Here is a 15,006-nt window from a genome sequence, read left to right on the forward strand (position 1 = left end):
AGAGCATGATGCCGAAAAGTGTGAAGCGGTTTTTCGGACGACATCATGCTCTCTCTTTGATTAATTTAGAGGCGGATCCGATTTCAGGTCGCTTCGACCTGAAATCATCCGGCTCTAGGCGATCTTCACCAGGTCTGGCTCGAAACCCTCGAAGGTCATCTGATCGGCATATTTGAATGTGAGGTCGACCGCTGGCTGGTCATGCACCGTCCAGGTGATGACAGGCATCTTAAGCTTTTCGCGCACGAAGCTGACAAAGGGGTTGGGCAGGTCGCCGGCGGCGTAGGAGGTGAACGCAAGGTCATGCGCGAGCATGGCGAAATGAGCTTCGATCAACTGGTTCTCCGTGCCGTAAGCAGTCAGCCCTCCGGGGATGCCGGGCGCTTCGTTGGCGAAGTCGCGGATCAGCCAGTGGTCGAACGACATGATCGCCACCTTGCCCGTGTAGCGCTTGAGCAGCCGGCCGACGCTTGCCACTAGCCCCGCGTCATGGCCGGGAACGCCTTTCAGCTCGACCACCAGCGGCACGCGGCCGTCGATGAGGTCGAGCGCTTCTTGCAGCGTCGGCAGATGGTCCTTGGTGCCGCCCACCTTCAGCGACGTCAGTTCCGCCGCAGTGCGCTGCCAAATGAACCCGTCCTCGCCGGTCAGGCGCTTAAGGTCATTGTCGTGGATGATGATCGGAACGCCGTCGGCCGAGATGTGGACGTCGCATTCGATGGCGTAGCCGCGCTCGGCCGCCGCGGCGAAGGCCGACAGTGTGTTCTCCCAGCGGGTCTTGTTCATGTCGTGGAAGCCGCGATGCGCGACAGGGCGTGCAATCAGCCAGGAAAGATCCGTCATGTTGGGCATCACTCGACTTCGAAGATCGCTTCAATCTCGACCGCGGCGTTGAGCGGCAGCGAGGCGGTACCGACGGCGGAGCGGGCGTGCTTGCCGCGCTCGCCGAGCGCCGCGACCAGGAAGTCGGAGGCGCCGTTGGCGACAAGATGCTGCTCGACGAAATCAGGTGCCGAAGCGACGAAGACGGTGATCTTGACCAGACGCCGGATCTTCTCGAGATCGCCGAGGGCTGCCTTGGCCTGCGCCAGGATGTTGATGGCGCAGAATCTGGCGCCTTCCTTGCCTCCCGCCGTGTCGATGTCGCGGCCGAGCAGCCCGCTTGCCTGCAGCTTGCCGTCCTTCAGCGGCAGCTGGCCGGCGGTGAACAGCGTGTTGCCGGTCCGGCAATAGGGCACGTAGTTGGCGGCGGGCGCGGCGGCGGCCGGAATGGTGACGCCCAGATCGCTTAGCCGCTTTTCGATTGTTTCGCTCATTGGTTTTCCCTATTGCTGGAAGGCGCCGCGTTGGCCGGGCCGAAATTGCTATTTTTGCCTCGCTTCCGCCACGACTTTTTTTAAGCTGGACCATCTTTCCCTGCGGCCTGCCTCGCGGCCGCCACGATCGGAGCAACGTATGCGCGCAACGCGCCTTTTTCTTGCCGCTGCCTGTCTTTCTGCGGCATTCCCAATGGCGCCGGCCTTTGCGGTGCCCGCGCTGCAGGCTCATCGCGCCGTCTACGATCTCACGCTCAACAAGGCCTCCGATCGCTCGGGCATTACCGGCATCACCGGTCGCATGGTCTACGAGTTCAATGGCTCCGCCTGCGAGGGCTACACGGTCAAGTTCCGCTTCGTCACCCAGATCGTGACCAACGACAACACTAGGCTCACCGACCAGCAAACGACGACTTTCGAGGATGCCGAAGGCAAGACCTTTTCCTTCGTGACGAAATCCTTCGTCGACCAGAACCTCGACAAAGAGGTGAAGGGGGTTGCCACCAGGGAAGCGAAGGGCCTCAAGGTCGATATCGACAAGCCGGAGAAGAACAGCCTTGAGCTTGCGGCCACGCAGTTCCCGACCCAGCATCTGGTCGAGCTGATCGGCAAGGCCGAAAAGGGCGAGAATTTCTATCAGACCAACCTGTTCGATGGCTCTGAGGACGCCAACAAGGTGATGGCCACCACCGTTGTCGTCGGCAAGAAGACGGACGCGGAAAAGACGGATCCAGAAGCGCCGGCGCTGGCCAATCTCGCTTCCGACAAATACTGGCCGGTGGACATCGCCTATTTCGACGATACCGACAAAAGCGGCGAAGAGGTGCCGGAATACCGGATCAGCTTCAAGCTGCACGAGAACGGGATCACCCGCGACCTTGTCATGGACTATGGCGACTTCTCGATGACCGGCAAGCTGGTGAACCTGTCGCTGTTCGACCAGACCAAGCCTTGCCCGGCTTCGAAATAGCGATTCCCGACGATCGGCGACCCGGCTTGTGGGCCCGGCCTCAAGACGCCATGTGTGAAGCTTACCAAGTGCGGCGAGCCTGATGGTGGTCTATGTCGATGCGGCGATCTGGAAATGGGCCGGCCACCGCTGGTGTCACCTGCTTGCCGACGAGGTCGATGAACTGCATCGCTTCGCTGCCGAACTCGGCATCAAACGCTCGTCATACCAGGGGCCGCCCAAGACGTCGGCGCCGCACTACGATATAACCGGCTTCGAGCGCGACCGTGCGGTGCGGCTAGGGGCCGTCGAATGCAGCCGCGAGGAAATCGTGGCAGTCTTCCACCGTGTGCGGGTGCCGAATGGGAAGGTGAGACGATGACGGTGACGGCGTTCCTGGCCTATTGTGTCGCAATCACATTGGCAGCCGCCACGCCTGGGCCGGCGATGTTCGCGGTCATCACCAACGGTTTGTCGCGCGGCTTCGGCCGGGCGTTCATGACCGGTGTCGGCGTCGCCGCGGGCGACGCCGTGCTGGTCACCCTGGCTCTGCTCGGACTGGTGGCGCTTGCCCAGACGTTCGAATGGATTTTTCTTCTCCTAAAATACGCAGGCGCCGCTTACCTCGTCTTTCTCGGGATCAGGATGTGGCGAGGCGCCGCCAAACAACCGGACGAATCTCCTCGGTCGCAGGCGCGGCTGTCGCGGTCTTTCGTTCTCGGTGCTTCCATTGCGCTCGGTAATCCGAAGGCGATCCTGTTCCACGCCTCCATCATGCCATTAATCTTGAACCTCGATACCATGACCTTCGCCGATGGCCTGCTGGTGGTGCTTGTCGTGATCAGCGTGAATGTCATCACCATGGGCATCTACGCCGCGATGGCCGGCCGGGCAGCTGGCTGGTTCAACACCCCGAGGCGCATGCGCCTGATGAACAGGTTCGCCGGCGGCGCGATGATCGGCACCGGTGCGCTGATTGCCGCACGTTGAGCCGCGCAGCGATGCACGGCTTGCGTTTGCCGGACTTCCCCTCTATATGCGCGCTCATTCCACACACGGACTTTGGTGTCTGCCCGGGAGAAATCCGGCTGAAACCTCCGGTGGCATCAGGACATTCCGTCCGAAATGCCTGTGTCCGTGGAGGCCAACCGGAAAGGAACTAAAGAATGGCTCTGCCAGATTTCAGCATGCGCCAGCTTTTGGAAGCTGGTGTTCACTTCGGCCACCAGACCCATCGCTGGAACCCGAAGATGGCGCCCTACATCTATGGCGCCCGCAACAACATCCACATCATCGACCTGTCGCAGACGGTGCCGCTGCTGCACCAGGCCCTGAAGCAGGTGTCCGACACCGTCGCCAAGGGCGGCCGCGTGCTGTTCGTCGGCACCAAGCGCCAGGCGTCCGATATCGTCGCCGACGCCGCGCAGCGTTCGGCTCAGTACTATGTCAACTCGCGTTGGCTGGGCGGCATGCTGACCAACTGGAAGACGATCTCGAACTCGATCCAGCGCCTGCGCAAGCTCGACGAGACGCTGGCCGGCGAGGCCCAGGGCCTCACCAAGAAGGAGCGCCTGAACCTCGACCGCGAGCGCGAGAAGCTCAACAAGGCTCTCGGCGGCATCAAGGACATGGGCTCGACGCCGGACCTGATGTTCGTCATCGACACCAACAAGGAAGCGATCGCCATCCTCGAGGCCAAGCGCCTCGGCATTCCGGTCGTGGCCATCATCGATTCGAACTGCGACCCGGACAAGATCGACTTCCCGATCCCCGGCAATGACGACGCGGCCCGCGCCATCCAGCTCTATTGCGACCTGATCGCCAAGGCCGCCATCGACGGCATCGCCCGCCAGCAGGGTGCGCTCGGCGTCGACATCGGCGCTTCGGCCGAGGCTCCGGTCGAGCCGGCGCTCGACACCCCGGCCGCGGAAGCTCCGGAAGCTTGATAAGGAAGGCCGGATCCCGGCCTTCATCTTTCCAATAAGTTGGCGCGCTAAAGCGCTTTTGCCGAGCGCATCACCCGAGTCCCGGTTGGTGCGTCGGCGCATTTGAAACAAAGAGGCGACAATGACGATTTCGGCTGCACAGGTCAAAGAACTCCGCGACTTGACCGGCGCGGGCATGATGGACTGCAAGGCGGCGTTGAACGAGACCAACGGCGACATGGAAGCGGCCGTCGACTGGCTGCGCAAGAAGGGCATCTCGAAGGCCGACAAGAAGGCCGGCCGCACCGCCGCCGAGGGCCTGATCGGCGTCGATTCCGGCGTTCGTGAAGCCGCGGTCGTCGAAGTCAATTCCGAGACCGACTTCGTTGCCCGCAATGCGGCCTTCCAGGAGATCGTCGCCAACGTCGCCAAGGTGGCGCTCGCCTGCGGCGCGACCGAGGCGGTGGCTGCTGCCAAGTATCCGGGCTCCGACAAGTCGGTCACCGACACCATCAAGGACGCGGTCGGCACCATCGGCGAGAACATGGGCTTCCGCCGTTCGGCGAAGCTCACCGTGCCGCATGGCGCGGTGGCGACCTATGTCCACAACGCGGTTGCCGATGGCCTCGGCAAGCTCGGCGTGCTGGTGGCGATCGAGACCACCGGCAACGAGCACGCCGCCAACGCCTTTGCCCGCCAGGTCGCGATGCATGTCGCCGCCAGCAACCCGGTCGCGCTGAGCGCCGAGGAAGTCGATCCGGCGCTGGTCGAGCGCGAGAAGGCGATCTTCTCCGACCAGGCGCGCCAGTCCGGCAAGCCGGAAGCGATTATCGAGAAGATGGTCGAGGGCCGCCTGCGCAAGTTCTATGAAGAGGTGGTGCTTTTGAAGCAGGCCTTCGTGCTCAATCCCGACATCACCGTCGAGAAGGCGCTGAAGGATGCCGAGAAGGAGATCGGCGCTCCGGCCAAGATCACCGCCTATCTGCGTTACGCGCTGGGCGAGGGCATCGAGAAGGAAACAACCGATTTCGCGGCGGAAGTCGCGGCAGCGGTCAAGAAATAGCTCCGATCCGGGGAGCGCGCGGCGCTTCCTTAAGGTGAAGAGCTCACGAGCTCAGGCAACTCGGCCGGGTGTCCGCATGGATGCCCGGCCGATTTCTTGCGCGGTGTCGATAAAGGCCCTGAGCTTCGGCGCCATCGAAGCGCGGCGCGGGAAATAGAGGAAGAGGCCTGGCTCCTCGATCGCCGTCTGCGGCAGGATGTGGACGAGGCGGCCGGCGGCAAGGTCGGCACGCACCAGCGGCTCGAAGACGTAGGCGAGCCCGACGCCGGCCAGCGCCAGATCGATGGCGCCAAGCGAATCCGTGACGATGGCCGTGCCGCGCGTTTCGACAACGACATCCTTGCCTTTGTCGTTCAGGTCCCAGCGGTAAAGTGCGCCGGATCGGACCAGCCGGTAGCCGATGCAGTTGTGATTGGCGAGATCGGTCACGTTGCGCGGACGGCCGTGCTTTCCGACATAGGCGGGAGAGGCGACGATCACGGCTTTGAACGGCGGTGTCATCCTGACGGTGACCATGTCCTGCGCGATCATCTCGCCCAGCCGGATGCCGGCATCGAAACCTTCGCCGACAATATCGATAAGTCCCTGGTCGGCAATGATCTCGACCGTCACGTCGGGGTAGCGTTCTGCCATGGCCGCGACCACCGGCGTCACCGCCAGGGGGATCGCTATGTTGGAGGCGTTGATCCTGAGCAGGCCAGCCGGCCTTCCCTTCACGCCGCGGATGCGGTCCATCCGCTCGGCAATGTCCTGGAGCGCTGGGACCGCGGTCTCCACCAGCGCTTTGCCGGCCTCGGTCAGCGAGACGCTGCGTGTCGTGCGGGCAAAGAGCGGCTGGCCGATGCGCTCTTCCACCAGCCGCACCGCATGGCTCACGGCGGATGGGCTCATGCCGAGCTCAGCCGCGGCAAGCGCAAAGCCGCCGCGCCGTGCCACGGCGACGACGACCGGCAAATGTGTGAGCAAATCGCGATCCATTCATGAATGGTATCGCATGGTCTTTGCAAACAATGCAATCTTATCGTTGCCTGCAGGCTGGTCCACATTCTCCTCGAAACATCGGCGGCGGGCTGATGCTCAAGGAGAGACGAAATGAACACGTTGAGACATGTAACCTTTGCAGCGGGCGTGGCATTGGCGCCGGTCGATGCCGGCGGCGCCGAACTGGCCGGTTGGCAGGCGCTTGCCGACGAGCGCGCGGTGATCCGCATCGCCGACGCCATCGACCGGGCGGTGGATGCACAGGACTGGAAGCTCGCCCGCAGCTATTTCGCCGATCGCGTCACCGCCGATTTCAGCAGCCTGTCTGGTCAGCCCGCGGCCAATATCGCGTCCGACGACCTGATCGGCGCCTGGGCGGGCAACCTCAAGGGCAGCAAGACCAGCCTGCATTTGCGCACCAACCATCAGGTCGTGCTCGAGGCCAATGCCGCGACCGTTCATTCCAATGGCTATGCCTGGAACCGCATGGAAGGCAATGGCGACCCGCTCTGGGAGGTCTGGGGCACCTATGAGCACCATCTGTCGCGCTCGGCCGCCGGCTGGAAAGTCGATGGCTTCACCTTCCGCATGACGCATGAGCGCGGCAACCCCTGGATCAAGGCGACGCCTGGCCAGTAACACGGAGCCGCCATCGGACAAGGATCGGAAGCACCATGAGCATGACCTATTACACCCTTGGCAACACCGGGTTGCGCGTCAGCCGGCTGGCGCTCGGCACCATGACCTTCGGCACCGAGTGGGGCTGGGGCGCGGACAGGGACACCGCCCGCGCCATATTCGACGCCTATGTCGAGGCAGGCGGCAACTTCATCGACACCGCCGATCTCTATACCGGCGGCACGGCCGAAACTTGGCTCGGCGAGTTCGTCGCCGAGCATGGCCTTCGCGACAAGGCGGTGATCGCCACCAAATTCACCTTCAACGCGGAACCAGGCAACCCAAATGCCGGCGGTAATGGCCGCAAGAACATCATGCGCGCGGTGGATGCCTCGTTGAAGCGGCTCGGCACCGACTATATCGACCTTTACCTTCTGCATGTCTGGGACAGGATCACCCCGGCCGAGGAGGTGCTTCGTACGTTGGACGATCTCGTACGCGCCGGCAAGGTGCGCCATATCGGCCTTTCCGACGTGCCGGCCTGGTATGCCGGCCGCGCCCAGGCGATCGCCGAACTGCGCGGCTATGAGCCGGTCTCGGCGCTGCAGCTCGAATACTCGCTCGCCGAGCGCGCGATCGAACATGAATATGTGCCTTTCGCCACCCGTCATGGCGCGGGCATCATGGTGTGGAGCCCTTTAGCCAGCGGCCTGCTCAGCGGAAAATACAAACCGACACAGGACGGTAATGCCGGGCGGCTCGACGGCTTCCGCAACACCACGCATCCCGGCTTCCAGAAGTTCAGCGACCGCAACTGGGCGATCGTGGCGGAGCTCGAGAAGGTGGCGGCCGAGCTCGGCCGCAGCATGGCGCAGGTCGCGCTCAACTGGGTGGCGACGCGGCCCGGCGTCGCCTCCGTCATCCTCGGAGCGACCAAGCTCGCCCAGATCGAGGACAATCTTGGCGCGCTCGATTTTTCGATCCCCGCAGGGCTTCGCGCGCGGCTGGAAAAGGTCAGCGCCACGCCGGCGCCGTTCCCGCATTCCTATTTCGGCTCCGAGATCCAGGTGCGGGTGACCGGCGGCGCGGTCACCGGCGACAAGCCGGCCGGCTATTCGCCCGCGGTCATGATCGAAGGGGAAGCGGTCAGCATCTCAAGCGACTGATTGAAAAAGGGCAAAGATCAAAAGACGGCAACTGACCGAAAAAGCCTGGGATTTTGCACGAGGGCGCGGCGTGACATCGCCGCGCCCTTCGTGTATCGGGTCAGCCAGTCATGACAGCATCGCCAGGTGAAGCGGGGGCGGTTTTGCCTCCAAAATTGCCGCGCCGAGATTTTCGAGGATCAAGATGATGGATAAGCCCCTCTATCGACGTGTCGTGCTGAAAGCTTCCGGCGAAGCGTTGATGGGCGAGCAGCATTTCGGCATCGACGTCTCGGTGGTCGACCGCATCGCCGCCGACATCGCCGAGGCGCGCGCGCTGGGCGTGGAAGTGGGCGTCGTCATCGGCGGCGGCAATATTTTTCGTGGCGTCGCCGTCGCCTCCAAGGGCGGCGACCGCGTCACCGGCGACCACATGGGCATGCTCGCCACCGTCATCAACTCGCTGGCGCTGCGCACCTCGCTGAACAAGATCGGCGTCGACGCCGTCGTGCTGTCGGCGATCGCCATGCCGGAGCTCTGCGAGAGCTTTTCCCAGCGCCAGGCGACCGCCTATATGAACCAAGGCAAGGTCGTCATCTTCGCCGGCGGTACCGGCAATCCGTTCTTCACCACCGATTCGGCCGCCGCGCTTCGCGCCGCCGAGATCGGTGCGGATGCGCTGTTCAAGGGCACGCAGGTCGACGGCGTCTATTCGGCCGATCCCAAGAAGGACCCGAATGCGGTCCGCTTCGACCGCATCAGCCATGCCGAAGTCATCAAACGCGGGCTTGCGATCATGGATACGGCAGCGATTGCACTTGCGCGCGAAAACAACATTCCGATAATCGTCTATTCGATCCACGAAAAAGGTGGTTTCGGCGATATTCTGAGGGGCGGCGGCCACTGCACGGTCGTCACGGACAAGTAGCAGGCGCCCGGATCCGTCAAACGATTGCGGAACCGCCGACGAATAACGACAGAAGCAGTGAACCCGGCGAACGGGTCGAGGAGATGATCATGAGTGGCGAGTACGAAGATCTGAAGCGACGCATGGACGGAGCGATCGCCGCATTCAAGCACGACCTGGCTTCGCTACGCACCGGCCGGGCCTCCAGCAACCTGCTCGACGCCGTCCAGGTGCAGGCCTACGGCACGGCGATGCCGATCAACCAGGTGGCCAACGTGTCCGTGCCGGAGCCGCGCATGATTTCGGTGTCGGTCTGGGACAAGTCGATGGTCAGCGCGGTGGACCGCGCCATCCGCGAGGCCAATCTGGGATTCAACCCGATCGTAGACGGCACCACGCTTCGGATTCCGCTGCCAGAGCTCAACGAGCAGCGCCGCAAGGAACTGGTCAAGATCTCGCATGGTTACGCCGAGAACGCGCGCGTCGCGGTGCGCCATGTCCGCCGCGACGGCATGGATTTCCTCAAGAAGGCTGAGAAGGACGGCACCATCAGCGAGGACGACCAGCGCAAACGCTCCGACCAGGTTCAGAAGCTGACCGACGAGATGATCAGCACGATCGATCACCTGCTTTCCGATAAGGAAGCTGAAATCATGCAGGTTTAGGGTCGGGTTTTCCGGCTCGAAAGCGAGATTAATGGCAACGCCCGCGCATGTCGCGATCATCATGGATGGAAACGGACGCTGGGCCAAGGCGCGCGGCCTGCCGCGCCTTGCCGGGCATCGCGCCGGCGTCGAGGCCCTGCGCAAGACGGTGCGCGCCGCACCGGAGCTCGGCATTTCCTATCTGACGGTCTACGCCTTTTCCTCGGAGAACTGGTCGCGGCCGAAATCCGAGGTCAGCGACCTCATGGGTCTGTTGAAGCTGTTCATCCGCCGCGATCTTGCCGAACTGCATCAGAACGGGGTGCGGGTGAGGATAATTGGCGACAAGCAAGGGCTGCAGCCTGACATCAGGGGCCTGCTGCAAGAGGCCGAATCGCTGACCGCCGGCAATGAGGCGCTGACGTTGGTGATCGCCTTCAACTATGGCGGCCGCGACGAGATCGTGCGTACCGCCCGCAAGCTGGCAGAAGCTGTCGCGCGCGGCGACATGGCAAGCGAGGCGATCACGGCGGAGAGTTTCGCGGCGTCGCTCGACACAAAGGACATTCCCGATCCCGAACTGGTGATCAGGACCAGCGGCGAGCTCAGGTTGTCGAACTTCCTCCTGTGGCAGGCCGCCTATAGCGAGCTCGTCTTCCTGCCTTGCTACTGGCCGGATTTCAGTCGCGAACATCTCGCCGATGCCTTGCGCGACTTTGCCGGCCGCGAACGGCGCTTCGGCGGGCTTGCCGCCCGCGATGTCGCGCTTTAGGCGCCGCTACGCATGAGCAACCTCCAGCAGCGCGTCATCTCGGCAATCGTGATGGCGGCGCTGACGCTTGTGCTTACCTGGCTCGGCGGATTGCCGTTCCGGCTGTTCTGCGCGGGAATCACGGCGCTGATCTTCTATGAATGGACGCGCATGGCGCGTCCCGGGAATGGCGCGGCGCTCGGCTTCCTGCCGGAGGCGCTGATTTTGGTCTTCATCGGCGCGCTGATTGCCGGCGTTCCGGCCTTATGGCTGCTGCTCCTCGTCGTGATCCTTGTGGCGGTCACGGCCACTGCCGCCCGGATCAGGGGGGCTGCCCAGTGGGAAGCTTCCGGAGTGGCTTATGCGGCTCTTTCCGGCTTTTCGCTCGCCTATCTGCGCGACGGCAGCCATTCCGGCCTGATAGCGATTCTCTTCCTTTTCGCCGTGGTTTGGGCGACCGATATTGCGGCCTATTTCGTTGGCCGCGCGGTCGGCGGCCCGAAACTTGCGCCGTCGATTTCGCCCGGCAAGACGCAGAGCGGCGCGCTTGGCGGTGCCGTCGGAGGGGTTGCCGCCGGACTGCTGCTGGCAATTGCAGCCGGCGCCGGCGATCTCGTCCAGCTTGGCCTCGCCGCGCTGGCGCTCTCAATCGTTTCCCAGATCGGCGATCTGTTCGAATCCTGGGTCAAGCGCCGGCACGGTGCCAAGGATTCGAGCAACCTCATTCCCGGTCATGGCGGCATCATGGACCGGGTCGACGGGCTTGTCGCGGCCGCGTTCGCGCTGTACGTCATTGGTTGGGTCGCGGCGGGCGCCGAGCATCCGGCATTGGGGCTGTTTCCGAACTGAACGACGATACGGTCAAGGCGAAAAATGGCGCGCGCCACGGTTTCGCCCGGATTGATGCCACAGTCGCGGCGGAGTGTCGTGTGCGGGCGAATTTGAGGGCATGACTTGAACGACATTTTTCACGCGGTCTTCAGCACGCAAGGCTTCGTCCTTGGCACGCTCGTGCCGTTTCTGTTCGTGCTGACCGTCGTCGTGTTCGTCCACGAGATGGGCCACTATCTCATCGGCCGCTGGTGCGGCATCGGCGTGAAGGCCTTTTCCATTGGTTTCGGCCCCGAGCTCGTCGGCTTTAACGATCGCCACGGGACGCGCTGGAAGCTTTGCGCCATTCCGCTCGGCGGCTACGTCAAATTCGTCGGCGACATGAATGCGACGTCGAGCCAGCCGAGCGCCGAAGAGATCGAATCGCTGACCGACGCCGAGCGCGAGGTCGCCTTCCACACGCAGCCCATATGGAAGCGCGCCGCCACCGTCGTTGCGGGGCCGCTGTTCAATTTCCTGCTGACGATCGCCGTGTTTGCGGTGCTGTTTTCCCTCTATGGCCGTCCGGTTCTGGAACCTACGGTGGCCCAGGTCACCGCGGGCAGTCCGGCTGAGAAAGCCGGAATCCTGCCCGGCGACCGATTCGTCAAAGTCGACGGCAGCAAGGTGGAGACCTTCGCCGATGTGCAGCGCCTGGTTTCAGGCAGGGCAGGCGATGCCATCACCTTCACCATGCTGCGCGACGGCAAGGAAATCGCCGTCACGGCGACACCGGAGCCCATGGAGCAGCAGGATGCGCTGGGCAACAAGGTCAAGGTCGCGGTTATCGGCGTCGTCAACAATGCCGAACTCGGCCAGCCACGTTTGATCTCCTATACGCCGGCCGGCGCCGTGGTGGCGGCGGTCGAGGAAACCGGCCATGTGATCGAGCGCACCGGTCAGTTCCTGCAGCGCTTTGCGCTTGGACGCGAGGACAAATGCCAGTTGGGCGGCCCGATCAAGATCGCCAAGATGTCCGGTCAGGCGGCAAAGCTGGGCTTCGAGTGGCTGGTGCAGCTTGTTGCATTTCTGTCAGTCGGGATAGGATTTCTCAATCTCCTGCCGATTCCCCCCCTCGACGGCGGCCACCTGTTGTTCTACGGCGTGGAGGCCGTCATAAGGCGGCCCGTTTCGGAGCGAATGATGGAGATGGCCTATCGGACAGGGCTGTTCCTGGTGCTCGGCTTCATGGGCTTCGTTTTTTGGAATGATCTGTTTGGGTGCTGAAATCATGAAGAAATTTGGCTTCAGCCCCGCCCATATTGAGATGCCGTTTACCATGCGTGGGGATATGCGTGACGCGAAAGCCACGCGGTACGGTTAAGTAAATACAAATTAACCGGGAGCCTTGCGTGTAGGGAAAATCCGGTTAATACGGTAAGGGAAAATACCGCACGTCCGGTTTTCTCGCCGTGGGGACTACGAGAAAAAGGTACAAAAGCCCGATGAAGGCAGCATCCAAGTTTCTGAGCGCCGCTTCCGCGGCGGCTTTGTCCGCCGCTCTGGTCGTGCCAGGCGCGCTCGCAGTGCAGTTCGCTGCCACCTCGGTGGCCGAGGCCGCGGTCATTTCGCGTGTCGAGGTCAGCGGCAACCAGCGGGTCGATGCGGAGACCATCCGCAATTACATCTCGATCAAGCCGGGCAAGCCCTTCTCCAGTTCCGATATCGACGAAGCCGTCAAGGCGTTGTTCGGCACTGGGCTGTTTTCGGACGTTCAGATCAACCAGGTCGGTTCGAGCCTGGTCGTCAAGGTCTCGGAGTACAAGGTCGTCAATCAGGTCCTGTTCCAGGGCAACAAGAAGATCAAGGATAACGCGCTTCAGATGGGTATCCAACTGAAGCCGCGGGCGACCTTCTCACAGCAAACGCTCGATGCCGACGTCGAGGCGGTCAAGGCGGCATACAAGAGAATCGGCCGTGACGATGCCGCCGTGACAACGCAGATCATGGATCTCGGCGACAATCGCGTGAACGTGGTCTTCAACATCAACGAAGGCGGCCGCACGCAGATCGCGGCGATCAATTTCGTCGGCAACCACGCTTATTCCAGCCGCCGCCTGTCCGATATCATCAACACCAAGCGTTCGTCCTGGCTGTCCTTCGTGCTGCGCGACGACGTCTATGACGAGGACAAGCTGCGCGCCGACCAGGAGCTGCTGCGCCGCTTCTACTACAATCATGGCTATGCCGACTTCCAGGTCGTCTCGGCCGTCGGCGAGCTTGACGACGCCACCAACAAATACACGGTCACCATCACGGTGCAGGAAGGCGATCGCTACACGTTCGGCGACGTCAGCGTGGAAAGCACCATTCCGGAGGTCGATTCAAAGGCGCTGGAATCCGCCGTCGAAACCCACAAGGGCGATGTCTACAACGCCAAGGATGTCGAGGATTCGATCGTCGCCTTGACCGAGAAGGTAGCGGGCTCGGGCTATGCCTTCGCCCAGGTGACGCCGCGCGGCGATCGCAATTTCGAGAATCACACCATTTCGGTCGTCTACACCATCGACCAAGGCACCAAGGCCTATATCGAGCGCATCGAGATCCGCGGCAACGACCGCACGCGCGACTATGTCATCCGTCGCGAATTCGATGTCAGCGAGGGTGATGCCTTCAACCAGGTTCTCATCCAGCGCGCGAAGAAGCGACTGGAAAGCCTTGATTACTTCCAGTCTGTCGACATTTCGACGGTTCCTGGCTCGGCGCCCGACCAGGTCGTGCTGGTCGTGACCGTGGTCGAGAAGTCGACCGGCGAGTTCTCCATCGGCGCCGGCTATTCGACCGGTGGCGACACGCCCGGCCCGTCGGTCGAGGGTTCGGTCACCGAACGCAACTTCCTTGGCCGTGGCCAGTACATCAAGCTGTCGGCAGGCGGCGGCAGGCATTCGCGCGACTACGCCGTCTCCTTTACCGAGCCTTACTTCCTCGGTCGGCGCATCGCGGCAGGTTTCGATATCTACAAATCGACGCGGGAGTACGACCACTACGACACGGACACCACCGGCGCGACCGTTCGGTTCGGCCTGCCGATTACCGACAGCATTTCGACACAGCTGGCGTACAATATCTCGCAAGAGAAGTACTCGCTTGAGGACAATTGCACGACCAACGGGATCTACGATCCAACCAAGTGTACCATCTCCCAGGCGGTTCGCGATGGTGTGGCAGAAAGCCCTTGGCTCAAGTCGTCGGTCGGCCTAGGTCTGGTTTACAACACCATCGACGACATGAAGAATCCGCATGAAGGCCTTTATGTCACCGGCACGACCGAGTTCGCCGGTTTGGGCGGCGATGCCAAGTGGGTCAAGGTGACCGGGCGCGCAAGCGTCTACCAGACGTTGTCCGAACAGCTTGATCTCGTAGGTCTGGTTTCGGGCGGCGCGGGCTACATTGCTGGTTACGGCAATGGCGATCTGCGTATCTTCGATCTCTTCCAGAGCAACGATCGCATGATCCGCGGCTTTGAGTATGGTGGCATCGGTCCAGTTGCTGGTGATGGCAGCGGTGACCATCTCGGCGGCACGACTTATTTCAATGCCTCCGCGGAAGCTCAGTTCCCGCTGCCAGTCATTCCGGAAAGCTTCGGACTGCGTGGTGCCGTCTTTGCGGATGCGGCTACGCTTTATGGCAACAAGCTTGAGGGCGTCGATCCGGACTCGGTCGGCTCGAAACTGCGCGCTTCGGTCGGTGTCGGCCTGATGTGGGCTTCGCCGTTCGGCCCAATCCGCATCGACTATGCGATCCCGGTCAAGAAAGAGTCGACCGACGATGTGCAGGAATTCAACTTCGGCATCGCGACCCGTTTCTAATTTGTGGTTGCGATGGTTCCGGGCCGGC

Annotated in this window: 16 protein-coding genes; 13 read left to right on the plus strand and 3 right to left on the minus strand. The window is 62.5% G+C overall.

Translation table 11 applies throughout. The annotated features are described in order from the left end of the window. Positions 1-114: 114 nt before the first annotated feature. Both CK230_RS19165 and CK230_RS19170 read right to left on the minus strand, forming a co-directional pair. Positions 115-843, minus strand: a complete 729-nt coding sequence (locus CK230_RS19165; RefSeq protein ID WP_095818747.1) for a glycerophosphodiester phosphodiesterase — start codon at positions 841-843, stop codon at positions 115-117. An 8-nt stretch (positions 844-851) separates the two neighbouring features. Continuing rightward, on the minus strand, positions 852-1,316 hold the full coding sequence (locus CK230_RS19170) for a RidA family protein (RefSeq protein ID WP_095818684.1): 465 nt from the start codon (positions 1,314-1,316) through the stop codon (positions 852-854). Between the two features lie 139 nt (positions 1,317-1,455). On the opposite strand from CK230_RS19170, the gene CK230_RS19175 reads away from it, so the two are divergent. From CK230_RS19175 to tsf, 5 genes are all read left to right on the plus strand, one after another. Then, positions 1,456-2,286: a cell envelope integrity EipB family protein gene (locus CK230_RS19175; protein WP_095818685.1), complete on the plus strand. Its 831-nt coding sequence runs from the start codon at positions 1,456-1,458 to the stop codon at positions 2,284-2,286. An 82-nt stretch (positions 2,287-2,368) separates the two neighbouring features. Continuing rightward, positions 2,369-2,647 (plus strand): DUF4031 domain-containing protein, encoded by a 279-nt coding sequence (locus CK230_RS19180; RefSeq protein WP_095818686.1) that lies wholly within the window; start codon positions 2,369-2,371, stop codon positions 2,645-2,647. Further along, entirely contained in the window at positions 2,644-3,255 is a 612-nt protein-coding gene (locus tag CK230_RS19185; RefSeq protein ID WP_095818687.1) for a LysE family translocator, read from the plus strand. Before CK230_RS19180 ends, CK230_RS19185 begins: the two co-directional genes overlap by 4 nt. A gap of 176 nt (positions 3,256-3,431) precedes the next feature. Further along, complete coding sequence (gene rpsB / locus CK230_RS19190; RefSeq protein WP_040994986.1) at positions 3,432-4,211, plus strand: 30S ribosomal protein S2; 780 nt, start codon at positions 3,432-3,434, stop codon at positions 4,209-4,211. A 121-nt stretch (positions 4,212-4,332) separates the two neighbouring features. Continuing rightward, entirely contained in the window at positions 4,333-5,253 is a 921-nt protein-coding gene (gene tsf, locus CK230_RS19195) for a translation elongation factor Ts (RefSeq protein WP_095818688.1), read from the plus strand. A gap of 51 nt (positions 5,254-5,304) precedes the next feature. Here the strand turns inward: tsf and CK230_RS19200 are convergent, their stop codons facing one another. Then, positions 5,305-6,231, minus strand: coding sequence for a LysR family transcriptional regulator (locus CK230_RS19200; protein WP_095818689.1), 927 nt, complete (start codon positions 6,229-6,231; stop codon positions 5,305-5,307). Between the two features lie 114 nt (positions 6,232-6,345). On the opposite strand from CK230_RS19200, the gene CK230_RS19205 reads away from it, so the two are divergent. From CK230_RS19205 to bamA, 8 genes are all read left to right on the plus strand, one after another. After that, on the plus strand, positions 6,346-6,873 hold the full coding sequence (locus tag CK230_RS19205) for a nuclear transport factor 2 family protein (RefSeq protein ID WP_095818690.1): 528 nt from the start codon (positions 6,346-6,348) through the stop codon (positions 6,871-6,873). A 35-nt stretch (positions 6,874-6,908) separates the two neighbouring features. Then, positions 6,909-8,018, plus strand: a complete 1,110-nt coding sequence (locus CK230_RS19210) for an aldo/keto reductase (RefSeq protein WP_095818691.1) — start codon at positions 6,909-6,911, stop codon at positions 8,016-8,018. Between the two features lie 184 nt (positions 8,019-8,202). Continuing rightward, on the plus strand, positions 8,203-8,925 hold the full coding sequence (gene pyrH / locus CK230_RS19215) for a UMP kinase (protein ID WP_095818692.1): 723 nt from the start codon (positions 8,203-8,205) through the stop codon (positions 8,923-8,925). Positions 8,926-9,014: 89 nt separating this feature from the next. Then, positions 9,015-9,569 (plus strand): ribosome recycling factor, encoded by a 555-nt coding sequence (frr, locus tag CK230_RS19220; protein ID WP_082037291.1) that lies wholly within the window; start codon positions 9,015-9,017, stop codon positions 9,567-9,569. 31 nt (positions 9,570-9,600) lie between these two features. Further along, entirely contained in the window at positions 9,601-10,320 is a 720-nt protein-coding gene (locus tag CK230_RS19225; protein ID WP_095818693.1) for an isoprenyl transferase, read from the plus strand. 12 nt (positions 10,321-10,332) lie between these two features. After that, on the plus strand, positions 10,333-11,148 hold the full coding sequence (locus CK230_RS19230) for a phosphatidate cytidylyltransferase (protein WP_095818694.1): 816 nt from the start codon (positions 10,333-10,335) through the stop codon (positions 11,146-11,148). Between the two features lie 105 nt (positions 11,149-11,253). Further along, positions 11,254-12,396, plus strand: coding sequence for an RIP metalloprotease RseP (rseP, locus tag CK230_RS19235; protein WP_095818695.1), 1,143 nt, complete (start codon positions 11,254-11,256; stop codon positions 12,394-12,396). A 218-nt stretch (positions 12,397-12,614) separates the two neighbouring features. Continuing rightward, entirely contained in the window at positions 12,615-14,978 is a 2,364-nt protein-coding gene (bamA, locus tag CK230_RS19240) for an outer membrane protein assembly factor BamA (protein ID WP_095818696.1), read from the plus strand. The last annotated feature ends 28 nt before the right edge of the window (positions 14,979-15,006 follow it).

It is taken from the genome of Mesorhizobium sp. WSM3859 (assembly GCF_002295065.1).
Classification (GTDB): Bacteria; Pseudomonadota; Alphaproteobacteria; order Rhizobiales; family Rhizobiaceae; genus Mesorhizobium.

Excerpts from the sequence above, each read along its gene's own strand:
- rpsB (WP_040994986.1), top strand. The coding sequence starts at position 3,432 with ATGGCTCTGCCAGATTTCAGCATGCGCCAGCTTTTGGAAGCTGGTGTT.
- CK230_RS19210 (WP_095818691.1), top strand. The coding sequence starts at position 6,909 with ATGAGCATGACCTATTACACCCTTGGCAACACCGGGTTGCGCGTCAGC.
- CK230_RS19180 (WP_095818686.1), top strand. The coding sequence starts at position 2,369 with ATGGTGGTCTATGTCGATGCGGCGATCTGGAAATGGGCCGGCCACCGC.
- CK230_RS19165 (WP_095818747.1), bottom strand. The coding sequence starts at position 843 with ATGACGGATCTTTCCTGGCTGATTGCACGCCCTGTCGCGCATCGCGGC.
- bamA (WP_095818696.1), top strand. The coding sequence starts at position 12,615 with ATGAAGGCAGCATCCAAGTTTCTGAGCGCCGCTTCCGCGGCGGCTTTG.
- CK230_RS19225 (WP_095818693.1), top strand. The coding sequence starts at position 9,601 with ATGGCAACGCCCGCGCATGTCGCGATCATCATGGATGGAAACGGACGC.
- CK230_RS19170 (WP_095818684.1), bottom strand. The coding sequence starts at position 1,316 with ATGAGCGAAACAATCGAAAAGCGGCTAAGCGATCTGGGCGTCACCATT.
- tsf (WP_095818688.1), top strand. The coding sequence starts at position 4,333 with ATGACGATTTCGGCTGCACAGGTCAAAGAACTCCGCGACTTGACCGGC.
- frr (WP_082037291.1), top strand. The coding sequence starts at position 9,015 with ATGAGTGGCGAGTACGAAGATCTGAAGCGACGCATGGACGGAGCGATC.
- CK230_RS19185 (WP_095818687.1), top strand. The coding sequence starts at position 2,644 with ATGACGGTGACGGCGTTCCTGGCCTATTGTGTCGCAATCACATTGGCA.
- pyrH (WP_095818692.1), top strand. The coding sequence starts at position 8,203 with ATGATGGATAAGCCCCTCTATCGACGTGTCGTGCTGAAAGCTTCCGGC.
- CK230_RS19175 (WP_095818685.1), top strand. The coding sequence starts at position 1,456 with ATGCGCGCAACGCGCCTTTTTCTTGCCGCTGCCTGTCTTTCTGCGGCA.
- CK230_RS19200 (WP_095818689.1), bottom strand. The coding sequence starts at position 6,231 with ATGGATCGCGATTTGCTCACACATTTGCCGGTCGTCGTCGCCGTGGCA.
- CK230_RS19230 (WP_095818694.1), top strand. The coding sequence starts at position 10,333 with ATGAGCAACCTCCAGCAGCGCGTCATCTCGGCAATCGTGATGGCGGCG.
- CK230_RS19205 (WP_095818690.1), top strand. The coding sequence starts at position 6,346 with ATGAACACGTTGAGACATGTAACCTTTGCAGCGGGCGTGGCATTGGCG.